This is a genomic window from Eubacterium sp. Marseille-QA0814 (genome assembly GCF_965119675.1).
GTDB lineage: Bacteria > Bacillota > Clostridia > Lachnospirales > Lachnospiraceae > Eubacterium_G.
The window spans coordinates 1,082,203-1,099,176 of sequence record NZ_CBCPMG010000001.1; the positions used below are offsets into that span (position 1 = coordinate 1,082,203).

Annotated in this window: 14 protein-coding genes; 4 read left to right on the forward strand and 10 right to left on the reverse strand. The window is 33.7% G+C overall.

Annotated elements, in window-relative coordinates; all coding sequences use genetic code 11:
* Nucleotides 1-166 precede the first annotated feature (166 nt).
* Together lepB and ACQY63_RS05060 are read right to left on the reverse strand one after the other, a co-directional pair.
* On the reverse strand, nt 167-1,000 hold the full coding sequence (gene lepB, locus ACQY63_RS05055; RefSeq protein WP_243081036.1) for a signal peptidase I: 834 nt from the start codon (nt 998-1,000) through the stop codon (nt 167-169).
* A gap of 96 nt (nt 1,001-1,096) precedes the next feature.
* The gene (locus ACQY63_RS05060; protein WP_302689555.1) at nt 1,097-1,717 is read right to left on the reverse strand and encodes a flavodoxin family protein; all 621 of its coding nucleotides are present in this window, start codon (nt 1,715-1,717) and stop codon (nt 1,097-1,099) included.
* Nucleotides 1,718-1,905: 188 nt separating this feature from the next.
* Here ACQY63_RS05060 and ACQY63_RS05065 point away from each other — a divergent pair, with 188 nt between their 5' ends.
* Complete coding sequence (locus tag ACQY63_RS05065; protein WP_022165666.1) at nt 1,906-2,487, forward strand: xanthine phosphoribosyltransferase; 582 nt, start codon at nt 1,906-1,908, stop codon at nt 2,485-2,487.
* A 113-nt stretch (nt 2,488-2,600) separates the two neighbouring features.
* Nucleotides 2,601-3,926, forward strand: a complete 1,326-nt coding sequence (locus ACQY63_RS05070) for a uracil-xanthine permease family protein (RefSeq protein ID WP_022165667.1) — start codon at nt 2,601-2,603, stop codon at nt 3,924-3,926.
* A gap of 86 nt (nt 3,927-4,012) precedes the next feature.
* Here the strand turns inward: ACQY63_RS05070 and ACQY63_RS05075 are convergent, their stop codons facing one another.
* The 6 genes from ACQY63_RS05075 to ACQY63_RS05100 form a co-directional block, all read right to left on the reverse strand.
* Complete coding sequence (locus ACQY63_RS05075) at nt 4,013-5,503, reverse strand: glutamate synthase subunit beta (protein WP_022165668.1); 1,491 nt, start codon at nt 5,501-5,503, stop codon at nt 4,013-4,015.
* A 12-nt stretch (nt 5,504-5,515) separates the two neighbouring features.
* Entirely contained in the window at nt 5,516-10,063 is a 4,548-nt protein-coding gene (gene gltB, locus ACQY63_RS05080) for a glutamate synthase large subunit (RefSeq protein WP_022165669.1), read from the reverse strand.
* A gap of 259 nt (nt 10,064-10,322) precedes the next feature.
* Complete coding sequence (rpoD, locus tag ACQY63_RS05085; RefSeq protein ID WP_022165670.1) at nt 10,323-11,582, reverse strand: RNA polymerase sigma factor RpoD; 1,260 nt, start codon at nt 11,580-11,582, stop codon at nt 10,323-10,325.
* 144 nt (nt 11,583-11,726) lie between these two features.
* On the reverse strand, nt 11,727-12,623 hold the full coding sequence (locus ACQY63_RS05090) for a cation diffusion facilitator family transporter (RefSeq protein ID WP_022165671.1): 897 nt from the start codon (nt 12,621-12,623) through the stop codon (nt 11,727-11,729).
* A gap of 21 nt (nt 12,624-12,644) precedes the next feature.
* Nucleotides 12,645-13,046 carry a hypothetical protein gene (locus ACQY63_RS05095; RefSeq protein WP_299055548.1) on the reverse strand — a complete coding sequence of 134 codons (402 nt, stop codon included), beginning with the start codon at nt 13,044-13,046 and terminating at the stop codon, nt 12,645-12,647.
* Between the two features lie 9 nt (nt 13,047-13,055).
* A complete protein-coding gene (locus tag ACQY63_RS05100) occupies nt 13,056-13,901 on the reverse strand; it encodes an HAD-IIB family hydrolase (RefSeq protein ID WP_412622478.1) in 846 nt (281 codons plus the stop codon).
* A 285-nt stretch (nt 13,902-14,186) separates the two neighbouring features.
* On the opposite strand from ACQY63_RS05100, the gene ACQY63_RS05105 reads away from it, so the two are divergent.
* Together ACQY63_RS05105 and ACQY63_RS05110 are read left to right on the forward strand one after the other, a co-directional pair.
* Nucleotides 14,187-14,699: an accessory gene regulator B family protein gene (locus ACQY63_RS05105; RefSeq protein WP_428245278.1), complete on the forward strand. Its 513-nt coding sequence runs from the start codon at nt 14,187-14,189 to the stop codon at nt 14,697-14,699.
* On the forward strand, nt 14,699-14,833 hold the full coding sequence (locus tag ACQY63_RS05110) for a hypothetical protein (RefSeq protein ID WP_022165675.1): 135 nt from the start codon (nt 14,699-14,701) through the stop codon (nt 14,831-14,833). The genes ACQY63_RS05105 and ACQY63_RS05110 overlap by 1 nt, the downstream gene beginning before the upstream one ends.
* A 126-nt stretch (nt 14,834-14,959) precedes the next feature.
* Here ACQY63_RS05110 and ACQY63_RS05115 read toward each other — a convergent pair whose 3' ends face one another.
* Nucleotides 14,960-16,234 (reverse strand): sensor histidine kinase, encoded by a 1,275-nt coding sequence (locus ACQY63_RS05115; RefSeq protein WP_428244821.1) that lies wholly within the window; start codon nt 16,232-16,234, stop codon nt 14,960-14,962.
* Nucleotides 16,227-16,961 carry a LytR/AlgR family response regulator transcription factor gene (locus tag ACQY63_RS05120; RefSeq protein ID WP_428244822.1) on the reverse strand — a complete coding sequence of 245 codons (735 nt, stop codon included), beginning with the start codon at nt 16,959-16,961 and terminating at the stop codon, nt 16,227-16,229. Before ACQY63_RS05120 ends, ACQY63_RS05115 begins: the two co-directional genes overlap by 8 nt.
* Between the last annotated feature and the right edge of the window lie 13 nt (nt 16,962-16,974).

The following is a 16,974-nucleotide window of genomic DNA, read 5'->3' on the forward strand; positions in this document are numbered from 1 at the left end:
CTTGTGACCCCCCTATAAGTTAGATTTTATAATCCAACCTTTCGGATATCAGTTCATGCCACATACTTTATAGGCTTTTTATTTTATAATTTCTGTTCTGAATTTTTACTATAATCTTTATTTCACTGTCATTTGTTTTTACTGTCAGTTATTAACTTTTTAATTCTTATTTGCTGCTTTTATTATCAATTGAGTATGTTTCATGCTCAAACTTTTCAACATCAACTTTTCCCTGTGACCAATATTTAAACTCTGCTTTTGCAATTATGCCATCTCGCTTTACAAAAGTATTAGTCCAATATCTTGCATCACTTGATCTGTTACGGTTATCACCTAACATAAAATAACTGTCTTCAGGAACATTATATGTTAATGGTTCGTCTGATCCATTAACTTCTGTCCACTCTTCTGGTAAGTAAGGTTCCTCTAAAGGTGTTTTACTGTCGTTTATATAAATCTTTGCATTCTTTATAACCACTTTATCACCAGGTAAACCAATAACTCGTTTAACATAGTATTTTTCATCGCTTGGGCTGTTTTCGTTAAAATCAGGATTTTCAAAAATAACAATGTCACCACGCTGTGGATCTGAGAACCAATATGCAGTTCTAAGTCCTATCATTCTATCCCCAATCTGGATAGTGTTAAGCATGGAACCTGATGGAACATTTGCATTCATAATAATTACGTTGTTTACAACAAAAGCAATTACCACTGCAATTACAAAAATTTTAACCCAGCTTAAAATTTCTCTTACAAGACTAAACTCCTGCTGATCCTTTTTATTTTTTTTACCCTTCTTTTTGGTCTCTTTATTTTGATTACTTGAATCTTCAGACTTGGCTGTTTCTTCACCAGATGTTTCTGTATTGTCTAAAGCTTCACCTTCTTCAAAATTATTTTCTGAACTGTTTTCAGTTGTATTGTTTTCTGAATCGTATACAGAATTGTTTTCTTCTGTAATTTCATTATTGTTAATATTGTCTTTATTCATGTTCATACCTTTCTTTTGGTTTTCACCACTCGTTCTAGTATAATAGAAGCAACTCCGTTATGCAATAAATGATTTGTAAGAATAATGTGAATATTCTGTGTTTTATCTGATAAAGTTAGTTTTTACCGGTGCTTCAGGTTCAGGATGAACAATTCCGTTTTCTTTTCCAAGTTCAATACATTTAAGTATCCAAGCCATGTTTCTGCCTATATTTCTAACTATCTGAAGACCTTCTAAATCCTGTTTTACCTCGTCAGGATTGCTTCCATGAACCATTGGCCAGTAATTTCCGTTAATTAAAGGCATGTGGAAAAACTCAGGTACCTTAACCATCTCATCAAGGGCTGTTGTTGTACCTGCTCTTCTTGCACTTACAACCATTGCAGCCGGTTTATATTTCAAATCTTTTCCTGCACTCCAGGAAAGTCTGTGCATAAATCCCATCATGTTTCCACTAATTGAAGCATAATGAACAGGGCTTCCAAACACTACTGCATCAGCATCTTTTAACTTCTTTGCTGCCTCTACAACTTCGCCACCGTACACGCACTCACCAGACTTACTACATCCGCCACAGCCCATGCAGCTTCCCTGTGGATGAGCACCCACGTGCATGATTTCTGTTTCTACTCCTTCTTCGTTTAAAACCTTTGCCATTTCTTCCAAAGCTGTGTATGTACATCCTCTTGCTTTCGGACTGCCATTAAACATTAATACCTTCATATATTTCCTCCAAAAAATAAATTTTCCAATTTTAAATCTTAATCTTTTTATTAACCTTTGGTATTATAACACAATTTTCTTTATATTTATATGGTTTCTTCTATTGTAATATATTCGTAAATTTGATACCCTATTCTTTATGAAAACTTTTTTTTAGGATTAAAAATATACAATTGGAGGATTTCACAATGAACTTTTTAGAAGAAAGAATTGTAAAAGACGGCGTTGTTAAGGAAGGCAATGTGTTAAAAGTTGACAGCTTCCTAAATCATCAGATGGACATTGATTTGTTTGAAGAGATGGGTGCTGAATTCAAACGTCGTTTTGCTGATTCAAACATTACAAAAATCGTAACTATTGAATCATCTGGTATTGGTATTGCATGTATCGTTGCAAGATATTTTAATGTGCCTGTTGTTTTTGCAAAAAAATCAAAGAGCATCAACATTGACGGCGATATGTATGTAGCCGAAGTTGAATCATTTACACATAAATGCAAGAATCAGGTTATTGTTTCAAAGAAATTTTTAAATGAAGATGATCACGTTCTTATTATAGACGACTTCCTTGCTAACGGTTGTGCTCTTCAGGGACTAATTTCTATTGTCAGCGAAGCAGGTGGCACTGTTGAAGGTATTGGTATTGCCATCGAAAAAGGCTTCCAGGCAGGCGGCCGTATGATTAGAAATCTTGGTTATCGTTTAGAATCTCTTGCCATTGTAGACAGCATGGACGCAGAAAAAGGAACTATTGAATTTCGTGAACAATAATTTATTTGCCAATAATAACATAAGTAATTATATGAAAAACTCCATTCATTTTTTAGTATAAATTAGTGTTACAAACTATGGATTTTCTATAAAATAAAGGAGAGATATTTATTATGAACAAAACAAAACAATCTGGAAACACAGAAAATCTTTACCATCTGGATGGAAAGATTCCTGTAAAAACAGCAATTCCTTTTGGACTTCAGCACATTCTTGCAATGTTTGTAGCTAATATTGCACCTATCTCAATTGTAGCAGGTGCCTGTGGACTTAAAGCTTCACAAACAGCAATACTTATTCAATGTGCCATGATTATTGCAGGTATTGGAACTTTGGTACAGCTTTTCCCTGTTTGGCGAGTTGGGTCAGGACTTCCTATTGTAATGGGTATTAGTTTTACTTTTGTATCTGTTTTTTGCTTTATTGGTCCTAAGTACGGCTACGGTGCCATAATGGGTGCTGTTTTAGTTGGTGGTATCATCGAAGGGACTCTTGGACTTTTTGCAAAATACTGGATTAAACTTATTACTCCGGTTGTGGCTGCCAGCGTAGTTACTGCCATTGGTTTTTCACTTTTATCTGTTGGTGCTTCATCATTTGGTGGAGGAAGTGGAAGTGAAACTTTTGGTTCCGCTGAACATTGGATTCTAGGATGCATTACTTTACTTGCTTGTATCTTATTTAACATATTTGCAAAAGGCTTTTGGAAACAGTTATCTGTTTTATTTGGATTAATTGTTGGTTACATTGTTGCAACATGTATGGGGATGGTTGATTTTACAGCTATTACTGAAAGCTCATTTATTGCCCTACCACATTTTATGCCTTTTAAAATGGAATTTAACTGGAATGCCATTATTTCAGTAACACTTATTTTCTTGGTTTCGGCAACTGAAACTATTGGTGATACAAGTGCTCTTGCATCATCAGCATTAGATAGAAATGCAACTACAAAAGAAACTTCAGGTTCTATTGGCTGTGACGGCTTTGTCAGTGCCATTTCATCTTTATTCGGATGTCTTCCAATTACATCATTTAGTCAGAACGTTGGTCTTGTAGCAATGACAAAAGTTGTAAACCGTTTTGCTATTGCCGCAGGTGCAATTATTATGATTTTAGCAGGATTCTTCCCTGTTATCGGTGCAATACTTGCCACACTTCCTGATGCAGTTCTTGGTGGCTGTACTATTATGATGTTTGGTAATATTGTAATCAGTGGTATGCAGATGCTTGGTAAATGTGGATACTCTCAAAGAAATATCACTATTGTAGCTTTGTCTCTCAGTGTTGGACTTGGATTTACACAGGTTCCTGAGATTTTCAATATTTTCCCACAAATTGTTAAAACAGTATTTGCAGAAAACTGTGTAGCCGTTGTATTTATAATGGCAATTGTACTTAACTTAATTCTTCCAAAAAATATGGAAGTAGATAGATAAGTAAAAAGCTCCAAGGCATTAAAACACTAAAATACCTTGGAGCTATAATATTATGTCATTTTTCTGTAAGTTTCCAATCCTTTTAATTATAAATTACTATAACCCATCAGCGCCTGGTCAACTTCTTTTGCACAATCTCTTCCTTCTCTAATTGCCCAAACTACTAATGACTGGCCTCTGTGAACATCTCCTGCTGTAAATACATTTTCAGCACTTGTAGCATGTTTACCAGGTTCTGTTTTTACATTTGTTCTTCCATCAGTTTCAACCTTAAATGCTTTAGTAACATAGTCTTCACTACCAAGAAATCCTGCCGCAATAAGAACTAACTGGCAATCAACCTCATATTCTGAACCTTTGATTTCAACCATGTTCAAACGACCTGTTTTTGCGTCCTTCTTAGCTTCTAACTTAACTAATACAAGCTTCTTAAGATTGCCTGCTTTATCCTTAACAAACTCTTTTACAGTTGTCTGATAAACTCTAGGATCATGTCCAAACATTGCAATAGCTTCTTCCTGACCGTAATCTGTCTTGCAGATACGTGGCCATTCAGGCCATGGATTACTTTCTAATCTTTCATCCGGTGCTTTTGGCATCATTTCTAACTGAAGTACACTCTTTGCTCCATGACGAATACTTGTACCTACACAGTCATTACCTGTATCACCACCGCCGATAACAACAACGTCTTTTCCTTTTGCTGATACATAAGTTCCATCAACCAACTTGCCGTTGTTATTTAAAAGACTCTTTGTTGTAGATGTTAAGAAATCTACTGCGAAATAAATTCCGTTAGCATCTCTTCCCGGTGCCTTAATGTCTCTTGCATGTCTTGAACCACAAGCTAATACAACCTTGTCGTATTTCTTTAATAACTCATTTGCTTTAACATCTTTTCCTACGTTTACACCTGTTTTAAACTCAACGCCTTCTTCTTTCATAATGGCAATTTTTCTATCAATAACATGCTTTTCTAATTTCATGTTTGGAATACCATACATTAAAAGACCGCCGATTCTGTCATCTCTTTCAAAAACAGTAACACTATGACCTCTTTTATTTAACTGATCTGCAACTGCAAGTCCTGATGGTCCGGAACCAACAACAGCTACTGTTTTTCCTGTTCTGACTGCCGGTGCCTTTGCTTTTGCATATCCTTTTTCATAGGCATTTTCAATAATTAAATGTTCATTTGCCCTTACTGAAACCGGATCACCGTTTAGTCCACATGTACATGCTTTTTCGCAAAGTGCAGGACAAACACGTGATGTAAATTCTGGAAAATTATTTGTTTTATGAAGTCTGTTATATGCCTGCTCCATATTTCCCATATATAATAAATCATTCCATTCAGGAACCAGGTTGTTTAGAGGACAACCTGATACCATACCTGCAATAACCTGTCCGTTCTGACAAAATGGCACGCCACAATCCATACATCTTGCAGCCTGACATTTCTGTTTTTCAACAGATAGAGGTTCATGGAATTCATTAAAGTTTTTTATTCTTTCTTTCGGAGAAATTGCTTTAGCTTCTTCTCTTTCATAATCTAAAAATCCTGTTGGCTTTCCCATTATTTTATCCTCCTATCTTGTTGCTGCGTAAAACGCTTCTATCTGTGCCTGTTCAGGGTTTAATCCCTTCTGTTCCATTTTTGCAATTGTTTCTAACATCTTCTTATAGTCATATGGAATTATCTTCTTAAACTTAGGTAAGTATTCTTCAAAGTTATCAAGAATTTCTTTACCTTTTACTGAATTAGTATACTTAACATGATCTTCAATCATTCCCTTAAGTTCTAATACATCATACTTGTTTGATAATTCTTCTGTTGAAACAAGTGACTTATTTGTCTTTCTGTAAAGATCATTATTTTCATCAAGTACATAAGCAACACCGCCACTCATACCTGCTGCAAAGTTCTTTCCAACTTTACCGATTACGACTACACGACCACCTGTCATGTATTCGCATCCATGATCTCCTACACCTTCAACAACTGTTGTTGCACCTGAGTTTCTTACACAGAATCTTTCACCTGCAACACCGTTAATATAAGCCTTACCACTTGTTGCCCCATAGAATGCAACGTTACCGATAATGATATTTTCATCCTGCTTAAATGTAGATTCCTTTGGTGGTTTAACAATAATCTTACCACCTGATAAACCTTTACCTAAGTAGTCATTGCTATCACCTGTAAGTTCCATTGTCATACCGTTTGGAATAAATGCACCAAAACTCTGACCTCCGGCACCGTAACACTTAACTGTGTACATGTCATCAGGTAATGTATCATTGTATCTCTTTGTAATTTCAGAACCAAAAATTGTTCCTAATGCTCTGTCAATATTTGTTACATTAACTTCAACTGAAGCTGCTTTCTTTTCATCAAGAGCTTTCTTCATTTTTGGAAGAAGCACTGTCATATCCTTTGTGCTTTCAAGCTTAAAGTCATATACATTCTTCTTATTGTAGTTAACCCTTTCCTGTGCAAAGTCAGTGCTTAAAATCTTGCTTAAATCAACTTCTGCTGCTTTCTTCTGGTCTACTCCGTCTTTAACCTTCAGTAAGTCTGATCTGCCAATTAACTCATCTAATGTTCTAACACCAAGTTTTGCCATATATTCACGAAGTTCTTCTGCAATAAACTTCATAAAGTTTACAACATATTCTGGTTTTCCTTTAAATCTCTTACGAAGTTCAGGGTTCTGTGTGGCAACACCCACAGGACATGTATCTAAGTTACAAACTCTCATCATTACACAACCCATAGTTACAAGTGGAGCTGTTGCAAAACCATATTCTTCTGCACCAAGCATAGCTGCAATTGCTACGTCTCTACCACTCATTAATTTACCATCAGTTTCCACAACTACCTTATTTCTAAGACCATTTGCAATTAATGTCTGATGTGCTTCTGCCAAACCTAATTCCCAAGGAAGTCCTGCATTGTAAATTGAGTTTTCAGGAGCAGCACCTGTACCACCATCAAAACCTGAAACTAAAATTACCTGAGCACCTGCTTTTGCAACACCTGCTGCAACTGTACCAACACCTGCCTCTGATACTAACTTAACTGAAATTCTTGCATCTCTGTTTGAGTTCTTTAAATCATAAATAAGCTGTGCTAAATCTTCAATTGAGTAAATATCATGATGTGGTGGTGGTGAAATTAAACTTACACCCGGTGTTGAATATCTTGTTTTAGCAACCCATGGATAAACTTTCTTACCAGGTAAATGTCCACCTTCACCAGGCTTTGCACCCTGAGCCATCTTAATCTGTATTTCTTCGGCACTTACAAGATATCTTGATGTTACACCAAAACGTCCTGAAGCAACCTGCTTAATTTTTGAACATTTGTTAAGACCGTCTTCTCCAATTGTTAAACGTTCAATTGATTCTCCACCTTCACCTGAGTTTGAACGGCCGCCAATCATATTCATTGCAATTGCCATTGTTTCATGTGCTTCCTGTGAAATAGAACCGTATGACATTGCACCTGTTTTGAATCTCTTCATAATTGATTCAACACTTTCTACTTCATCAAGTGGAATGCCACCATTTTCAGGATAATTGAAATCCATTAATCCACGTAAATGGAATGGTGCCATTTCTTCATCAATCATGTGTGTATACTGTTTAAATAACTGATAATTGTCTGTCCATGTAGCCTGCTGTAAAGTATGGATTGTAGCCGGATTATACTTATGTTCTTCCTTACCACTTCTAAGCTTATGCTCGCCATTACTTTCCAATGTTAAATCTACATCTAATCCTAATGGATCAAATGCCTTTGAATGAAGTTCCTCAACTCCATCTTCAATATCTTTCATTGTAATTCCTTCAACTCTACTAACTGTACCTGTAAAGTATTTATCAATTACTTCTTTGCTAATACCAATAGCTTCAAAAATCTGTGAACCCTGATATGACTGAATTGTTGAAATACCCATCTTAGATGCAATTTTTACAATGCCACCTAAAATAGCTTTGTTATAATCATCAATTGCTGCATATGGATCTTTTTGAATCATATCTTCATCAACCATCTGCTTGATTGTTTCGTGTGCAAGATATGGATTAATTGCACTGGCACCATAGCCTAACAATGTTGCAAAATGATGTACTTCTCTTGGTTCACCACTTTCAAGAACTAATGATAATGTTGTTCTCTTCTTTGTTTTTACTAAATGCTGATGAACAGCTGAAACTGCAAGAAGTGATGGGATCTGTACATGATATTCATCTACTCCTCTATCTGAAAGAATAATAATATTTGCTCCATCTTTATGAGCCTTATCAACTTCCACAAATACCTGTTCAATAGCTTTTTCAATATCTATACCTTTGTAATAAACAATTGGTACAACTGCTGCCTTAAATCCCGGTTTGTTAATGTTCTTTAATTTCAAAATATCCGTATTTGTAAGAATTGGATGTTTAATCTTAAGAACCTTACAGTTTTCAGGCTGCTCTTCTAATATATTTCCGTCTTTTCCAATGTAAACAGATGTTGATGTTACAATCTCTTCTCTAATTGCATCAATTGGCGGATTTGTAACCTGTGCAAATAACTGTTTAAAGTAGTTGAATAATGGATGAGTTCTCTCACTTAAAACTGCAAGTGGTGTATCCTTACCCATTGCCTTTGTAGCTTCAATTCCATTATTTGCCATTGGAATAATTCTCTTTAAATCTTCAAATGTATAACCAAAGTTTTTCTGTAATCTCTGGCGTTCTTCTTTGTCATAAGTTTCTACTTTTACATTTGGTATATTAATGTCTTTTAAATAAACTAAGTTGTTGTTTAACCATTCACCATATGGTTTTCTTGCTGCATAGCTTTCTTTTAATTCGTCATCGTCAATTAATTTTCCTTTAACTGTATCTACCAGTAACATACGGCCCGGACGGAGACGTTCTTTTACAACTATTTTTTCAGCAGGTATATCAAGTACCCCTACTTCTGATGAAAGAATTAACTGGTCATCACTTGTAATGTAATATCTTGAAGGACGAAGTCCGTTTCTATCAAGGATTGCTCCCATGTAATCACCATCAGAGAAAAGTATTGATGCAGGTCCATCCCATGGTTCCATCATTGTTGCATAATACTGATAAAAATCTCTCTTTGACTGGCTGATTGTATCATTCTTTTCCCATGGTTCAGGTATACACATCATTACTGCTAAAGGAAGCTCAACACCATTCATTACTAAAAATTCTAATGTATTATCAAGCATTGCTGAGTCTGAACCGTTTACATCAACTACAGGCATGACCTTCTGTAATGAACTTTCCATATATTCGCTAGTCATTGATTCTTCTCTGGCTATCATATTATCAGCATTTCCTCTAATTGTATTGATTTCACCGTTGTGAACAATAAATCTGTTAGGATGAGCTCTTCTCCAGCTTGGCTGTGTATTTGTTGAGAATCTTGAATGTACCAAAGCAATTGCTGACTCATAATTTTTGTCCATTAAGTCTGCAAAGAAAGGTCCTAACTGGTTAACTAAAAACATCCCCTTATATACAATTGTTCTGCTTGACATTGACACTGTATAAGTTCCGGCATTACTATGTGAGAAAACTCTTCTTACAATGTAAAGTTTTCTGTCAAATGCTAATCCTTTTTCAACTTCTTCAGGTTTCTTAATAAAACACTGCATAATATAAGGCATACATTCTAAAGCTTTTGAACCTAATACTTCAGGATGAACAGGAACTTCTCTCCAACCTAAAAATTCAAGGCCTTCTTTTTCAGTAATGATTTCAAGCATCTTCATTTCTCTATGACGCTTTAAGTCATCCTGTGGCATGAAAAACATTCCCACACCATATTCTCTTTCTTCTCCAATATCAAAACCTAATGGCTTTGTTACCTTCTTAAAAAACTTGTGGGAAATCTGAAGCATGATACCAACACCATCACCTGTTTTACCTTCAGCATCTTTACCAGCACGATGCTCTAGGTTTTCAACAATTTTAAGTGCATTTTCAACTGTCTCATGACTCTTTTTTCCCTTAATGTTTACTACAGCTCCAATACCGCAGTTATCGTGTTCAAAACGAGAATCATATAGTCCATTTTCTTCAGCTTCTTTGAATAGTACATTCTGATCCATGATTTTTCCTCCTTAATTTATCTATCAATGAGTTTATTATAAAGACATTACCAATAGCTCTTATGGTTTGTTTTCTTTGTTTATCATCTTCAACAAATATTCTTTATAATAAACGAAAAAGGGCACAAAGAACCATAAGCTATTTTACCTATGTACTTCCTTGTACCCTCATTAATCTCTACTTAATTTTATAAACTATTTCGACACGTTTGTCAAACAAAATTAAGTTTAATATGCATTTTTTCTTTTTTAGTTAAGTTTACTCGCCTAAAAAGTCTTTAATTTTCTTACTTCTAACGGGATTTCTTAACTTTCTTAAGGCTTTTGCTTCAATCTGTCTGATACGTTCTCTTGTAACACTAAAAATCTTACCAACTTCTTCAAGTGTTCTAGGATGACCGTCTCTTAAACCAAATCGAAGAATAATAACCTCACGCTCTCTATCTTTTAAATCCTGTAATAAAACATCTATATGATCACGAAGCATTACTGATTCAATGTTTGCCTCAGGAGTAACCGTATTATTATCTGCTACGAAATCGCCAAGGTTTGAATCATCTTCCTCTCCAATAGGAGTTTCAAGTGATGCAGGTTCTCTTGCAATCTGCATAATTTCTAATACTTTTTCTTCTGTCATTTCAAGTGCATCTGCTAATTCCTTAGTTGATGGTTCATAACCTAACTCTAAAGTAAGCTTTCTTTGCATCTTTGACATTCTGTTAATAGTTTCTACCATATGAACAGGTACACGGATTGTTCTGGCATGATCCGCCAACGCTCTTGTAACCGACTGTCTAATCCACCATGTAGCATATGTACTTAACTTATAACCTTTAGTGTAATCAAATTTTTCAACGCCCTTTATAAGACCTAAATTACCTTCCTGAACTAAGTCAAGAAAACTCATTCCACGTCCTGTGTATCTCTTTGCGATACTTACAACCAGACGTAGGTTTGCCTCTATTAATTTTTCTTTTGCAATAGGATCTCCCTCAGTCTTGCGTTTTGCAAGTTCTAACTCTTCCTCTGCTGTTAACAAAGCAACAGTACCAATTTCCTTTAAATACATTCTAACAGGATCTTCTGTTCCTACACCCTCGAGCAAATCAATAGCATCTAACTCTGCTGAACTTTCCTTATCGTCTTCGAAATTCTCGTCTGTAGAATCCAATAAATCCTCTTCGTCCTCAGCTACCGAAGCAATATCTTCGTCAGTTGGTTCTGTAACATCAGTAATTAAATCAACATTAATTTCTACCATTTCATCACTGTCTGACATATCCTTTACTTCCGGTTCTTCTTTCTGAGGAGCTGTATTATCAGAACTTGTATCCTTCTTGGCTATAACAACAGCAACATTATGTTCTTTAATTTTTGTAAGAACTGTACTTTCCTGCTTAGCAGTAAGCTTGTCCTTACTAAAAAATTCTCTGATTTCTTCTGTTGTTAATTTGCCAGCTTTGTTCTGACCAATTGCAACTAATTCCTCAATTTTCTGATTAAAATCTTGTTGTTTCAATGCAATGTCCTTTCTAAAATCGAAACTTTGTTTCTTTTTTAAGTATCTGTCGGTCCAACATATATTATACACAAAAAATAGCCGGTGTAAACCGACTATTTCAAAAAAACTGCTTTTTTGTTGAATAAAGTACCTTATTGATAACTATTGCTTCTTTTTATGCTTATAACCATACGGATTCACATGTACAACACAATGTTTTACATATTCAAAATTCTTTTCAATGTTGTCATGAACCTGCTCTGCAATAGCATGTGCATCCTTTAAAATTAAATTTCCGTCAACACTTATTTCGATTTCAACGTAAATTTTTGTTCCAAACATTCTTGTCTTTATTAAGTCAAGCCCTTTTACTCCGTCAACATTATGCACTTCTTTTTTCATTTTTTCTATTGTTTCATCATCACAGGCTTTATCAACCATTTTATCAATGGCTTCTTTTGCAATATCAAAGGCAACTTTTATGATTACCAAGCCAATAACGCAACCCATAATAGGATCTAAAATCTTTAGTCCTAACATTGCACCTGCTACACCAATCAAACTTCCTACAGATGAAAGTGCATCGGATCTGTGGTGCCATGCTTCTGCCCTTAATGCATCGGAATTAATTCTGTTAGCATTAATCTTTGTATACCAAAACATTCCTTCCTTTGCAATAATTGATACAATGGCTGCAAATAATGCTATTTTTCCAGGTGTGCTTATTGGTGCCTTAGTGTATATTTTATCAATTCCTTCGTAGGCTAGCATTGCACCGGTAAAAAACAATATTGCACCAAGGGCAAGGCTTGCAAGACATTCTAATCTGTCATGGCCGAAAGGATGGTCTGCATCTTCCTTCTTTTTTGAAACTTTCACCCCAATTATTACAATTATGGAGCCAAACACATCTGAAAGGGAATGTATGGCATCAGAAAGCATTGCCATTGATTTTCCAAATATTCCTGCCAATAATTTTAACATACTTAAAACAATATTAAGTACAATACTCACTGTTGATACTTTTACAGCGGTTTTTACAACTAATTTGTCATCCATTTTATACCTCTATTCCTGTTTTTAATCTAAATCATCAGGAGATACAATTGGTGACCAACCATCATTTTCACCAGGATATGCTTCTGACTCTTTTTTATCTGTGTTCTTCTTTTTTGATTTTTTACTTTTCTTTGTTGTTTCCTCATACACACTTACATTCTGAAAATAATCAGTTGTTTCATTATTCTCTGTTTCAGTTACTTCAGGTAAAGTTGCATACTCTTTTGTGTCTGTTTCTTCTTCTTCTTCTTCTTCTCTCTCTGTGGTAAAATTTGTTTTTATTTTTTCTTTAGCTGATGTTGTTTCAACAGTTGTTTCATTTATATTATTCGTATCTTCTTTATTACTAAAGCAAGTTACAAGTATTACTAAAAGCACTATAACCACTAACGCTATAGCTGTTATTTTAACTTTCTTATTCATTCTTTTCTCCTATTGTTTTGCATCTATGTTATTTTCCAGTTCTTCAATTATGGCAGCTATTGCATCATTTGTATTTGCAACTGTTATTCTGTCTGCTGCTTCTTTCACACTGTCTATAGCATTATCTACAGCATAGCCAATGTCAGAGCTTTCAAGTAATGACAAATCATTTTCATAATCACCTATGCCAATAGTAGTATGAACATTTTTGCATACATTTTCCTTTATGTACTTAACAGCAACACCTTTTCCGCTGTCAATACTTTGTATTTCAAGCCCGTTAGCCCAGCTTGTATCAAATCTAAATTCCTGACCGAACTTTTCTTTTAAATCCTTTTGAATAATATATGTTAAATTCTCCGGTTGCATTACTACTATCTTGAATATTTCAAAAGGCATCTCATTAAATGTTTCATCTATACTGCCATCACCTTTTTTATGTTCAGAAGGCTTATAACCCACACCGGTGAATTTGCCTTCACTTGTAACACCATTAATCCAAAGTTCCCATATATCATATTTTTCTAATATGTACTTAATCATATTAAGACACTTTTTCGATGAAACCGTCCATGTTTTTATGGGCTTATTATTTTTTGTATCATATAATAATGTTCCATTTAAAGAAGCCATAGGGGCATTAATTTCAAATTGTCCTTTAAACATTTCCAAATGATTAGGAAAACGACCTGTTGCAAGTGTAAACAGTCCACCTTCACTTTGGAAATATTTAATTGCCCTAACGTTCTTTTCTGAAACCTTTCCAATATCATAGGTAAGTGTTCCATCACAGTCTGTACATATTAAATATCCAAAGAACTTTCCTTTACTACTTTTTTCGTTATCTAAGTTCATATTTTCTCCATTTTGTAATTAATAAATATGTAACTATTGTATTATACCATAATTTTAAAATTAAGGTGATTATATTTTTCCTGCCTAGCGGCTCTGTTCCCCTGTTCTATTATTTTTATTGTGCGTTTTTTTGCCATTTAACATACTTTTTCATAATTTTCGTTTACTTCCTGTAATTGCTTCTATACTTAAATGGCTTTTGGGCTAATAAAAGTATGGGAGTTTTAAATGAATATATTTAGTGAACTTGAAACTGAATACAACTACACTCATAATGAACTGCTAATGGCAAAGTATGTTCTTACATGTATTGTTTATGAAGCCAGTAAAATTTTTTTACTTACAATAATATTTTATTTTTTACATAGACTAGATGTATTTGCAATTTCATTTATTTTTCTATTTATTCTTAGAACTAATGGCGGTGGTCTACATTTTAATAATTACTTTATGTGCTTTATTTCAACACTTTTTCTGTTTCTGATGACTACTATGATTTTGCCTGACTTAGTTACGGTTTCGTATGGTTTTATGGTTGTTTCCTCTTTTATTTTTATACATGCATTGTTAAAAGTCGGTCCCATAGCCTCACCTCTCAGACCTAAGGCAAACGAGAAAATAATTATCCAATGCAAGATTATTTCTGTTAGTGTAATTATATTTTTTATTATTTTAGCTGGCATTTTCAATTTGATGGAAATTGGAAATTTATATATACAGGTTATTTACCAAACTATTCTGCTTCATGTTTTTCAACTTGTAGTTGCCAAAATTTTACGAAAGAGAGGTCTGTATTAATGAGAAAAATCAAATTATCTACAATGCATACAATTTGCAATTTTTGTCTTGCATTAACTATTTGGATTAGATTTTCAAAATTCAGTTTATGTCTTTTAGGCGAGCCAGAATATCCTGATTTTGAAGAATATTAAAAGTAAAAAGATGAAGTGTTTCTGTTTAACAAAAATACTTCATCTTTTATTTTCATTCTAGTTATATCTTGAAATTTTATATACAATATTGTTTGTATTTGGTTTATAATTCCAACTTAATATGTTCTACTTGTAAATTACAATTTCAAATACAATATGATTTTCATTATTAATCACTTGATTGTAAGGCATAATATCATAACTGTACTTGTCTGATAGTTCTTTAATTTTTCTAAGACCAAGTCCACCATGATTTTCTTTTGAACTATACCCTTCCTTAAACAGTTCTATAATTTTATTCTGTTCTATTTTTTCACTAATGTTTGTAACCTTAATGGTCAGCTTATCCACTGTTTCCATTATATGAAAATTAATATTTCGCCTAGCTTCTTCCATTTGTTCAACTGCTTCTTTAGCATTATCTAAAAGTATTCCAATTATTTCATTTAAATGAAATATTGATATGTATTCGATTCTTTTTGTGGTAACAGCAAAATTATAATGAACTCTGATTTTTTCATTTTCTATTTCTGAAACTTTGTTAAAAACGTAGCCTGCCAAAATAGGTTCCTGTATTGTATACAATATACTGTCGTATCTGTTATTTTCTTTTATTTTCTGAATATATTTTTCTTGTTTTTTTACTAATTCATCAAAATCTTTTATTGAATGTTGCATCCCTTTGATTGCTAAAAGATGATTATGAAAATCATGTTGATTTTTCCTTGCATGATTAATCAGCTGTTCAAAAGATTCACTGCACATTCTTGAAATATTTATTTCATCTTCCTTAAGTTTCAGCATGTAATTGGACTTTTGCAAACTGTAAATTATATACGCAGTAACCAACATGAACGCCAACATCATGGCATATATTTCGATAGGAATTTTACCTGTAATTTTGAAAATATGGGCAAAATAAAAATAAATGTATATTAGAACAAACATAGATATAATTATTTTTATCCCGCTATTTTCAAGAAATTCCTTAGTCTTACTGTATATGTTAGTTTTCTTTAGTAATTTTAAAATAATAAAAACTCCGCCATTAGTTATTAGAACCAGCAAATCTTCATAAGGCACCAAATAGTAAAGCAACCCCATTGGCAAGAACAAAACTGTCTGCAAAACTGTAACCAGACACAATGTCACACCACAAATACATATTGCATCCACCATTCTTTTCTTCAATTCTACAACCACGTATAGTCCAAGAAGTCCATACACTATGCAAACCCCTTTATCCCATATTAAATCATTAATAATAGCTATTGTTATTCCTAAGCCAATTGCTAACAACATAATTAAATACACATCAACTTTAACTGAAACACCTACTATATTATGTATTAAATAAACAATAGCCAGTATTTCTACCAGTAAAAATAAGAACTCAATCATTCTCTAATCTCCTTAAAAACTCTTTTTTCAAACGTGGTCCAATTTCCAGTTTTCCCCGATTTTCAACAAGTGTAATATAACGGTTTATTCCATCGATATTATGAATATACTGCCGGTTTACAACTGTATTTTTGTTACACTGTATAAAATCATTTGATGCTATATCATCCACTATTTTCTTACAGGACTTGTATGGTGCTTTATATTTTCCATCCCTACAACAATAAACAATATATTTATTATGATTTTCAACATACACAATATCCTTTGTTCTTAAAGAGAAAAGAATTCCCTGCCTTTTATAATATATTATTTTTTCTATGTCTTCACTTTGCTTAAATTCTAGAGCTTCTTTTACAGTTTCCACCAATTCTGAAACGTCATACGTTTTTTCAAAATATCTAAAACAATGCAGATAATTATATGCGTGATACTTGGGATCTTCCAAAGATGAAGTAATGATAATAGGCGAAAATCTATATCTTGGAACTGTTCGAATACGATCTACAAAAACAATCCCTGATACATCTCCTAAAACTTTCGTGTCTAAAACCACATCAACAATGAACACATCAATGTTCTTTTCCATTGCGATTCTATAAGCTTCAGAAATATTTTCTGCCTTATAAAGAATAGTATTTTCTATGTTAATCAAACTATCTGTTACCAGATTCATATAATACTCACTGTCCTCAACAATAAGTATCTTCTTCTTTATGTTTTTCATATCTGCCCCACTT

Bases quoted from the DNA above. Each gene is read 5' to 3' on its own strand.
- ACQY63_RS05065 (WP_022165666.1), top strand. From the start codon at position 1,906: ATGAACTTTTTAGAAGAAAGAATTGTAAAAGACGGCGTTGTTAAGGAA.
- ACQY63_RS05115 (WP_428244821.1), bottom strand. From the start codon at position 16,234: ATGATTGAGTTCTTATTTTTACTGGTAGAAATACTGGCTATTGTTTAT.
- ACQY63_RS05100 (WP_412622478.1), bottom strand. From the start codon at position 13,901: ATGAACTTAGATAACGAAAAAAGTAGTAAAGGAAAGTTCTTTGGATAT.
- ACQY63_RS05110 (WP_022165675.1), top strand. From the start codon at position 14,699: ATGAGAAAAATCAAATTATCTACAATGCATACAATTTGCAATTTTTGT.
- ACQY63_RS05070 (WP_022165667.1), top strand. From the start codon at position 2,601: ATGAACAAAACAAAACAATCTGGAAACACAGAAAATCTTTACCATCTG.
- ACQY63_RS05090 (WP_022165671.1), bottom strand. From the start codon at position 12,623: ATGGATGACAAATTAGTTGTAAAAACCGCTGTAAAAGTATCAACAGTG.
- ACQY63_RS05060 (WP_302689555.1), bottom strand. From the start codon at position 1,717: ATGAAGGTATTAATGTTTAATGGCAGTCCGAAAGCAAGAGGATGTACA.
- ACQY63_RS05105 (WP_428245278.1), top strand. From the start codon at position 14,187: ATGGCAAAGTATGTTCTTACATGTATTGTTTATGAAGCCAGTAAAATT.
- ACQY63_RS05095 (WP_299055548.1), bottom strand. From the start codon at position 13,046: ATGAATAAGAAAGTTAAAATAACAGCTATAGCGTTAGTGGTTATAGTG.
- gltB (WP_022165669.1), bottom strand. From the start codon at position 10,063: ATGGATCAGAATGTACTATTCAAAGAAGCTGAAGAAAATGGACTATAT.
- ACQY63_RS05075 (WP_022165668.1), bottom strand. From the start codon at position 5,503: ATGGGAAAGCCAACAGGATTTTTAGATTATGAAAGAGAAGAAGCTAAA.
- ACQY63_RS05120 (WP_428244822.1), bottom strand. From the start codon at position 16,961: ATGAAAAACATAAAGAAGAAGATACTTATTGTTGAGGACAGTGAGTAT.
- lepB (WP_243081036.1), bottom strand. From the start codon at position 1,000: ATGAACATGAATAAAGACAATATTAACAATAATGAAATTACAGAAGAA.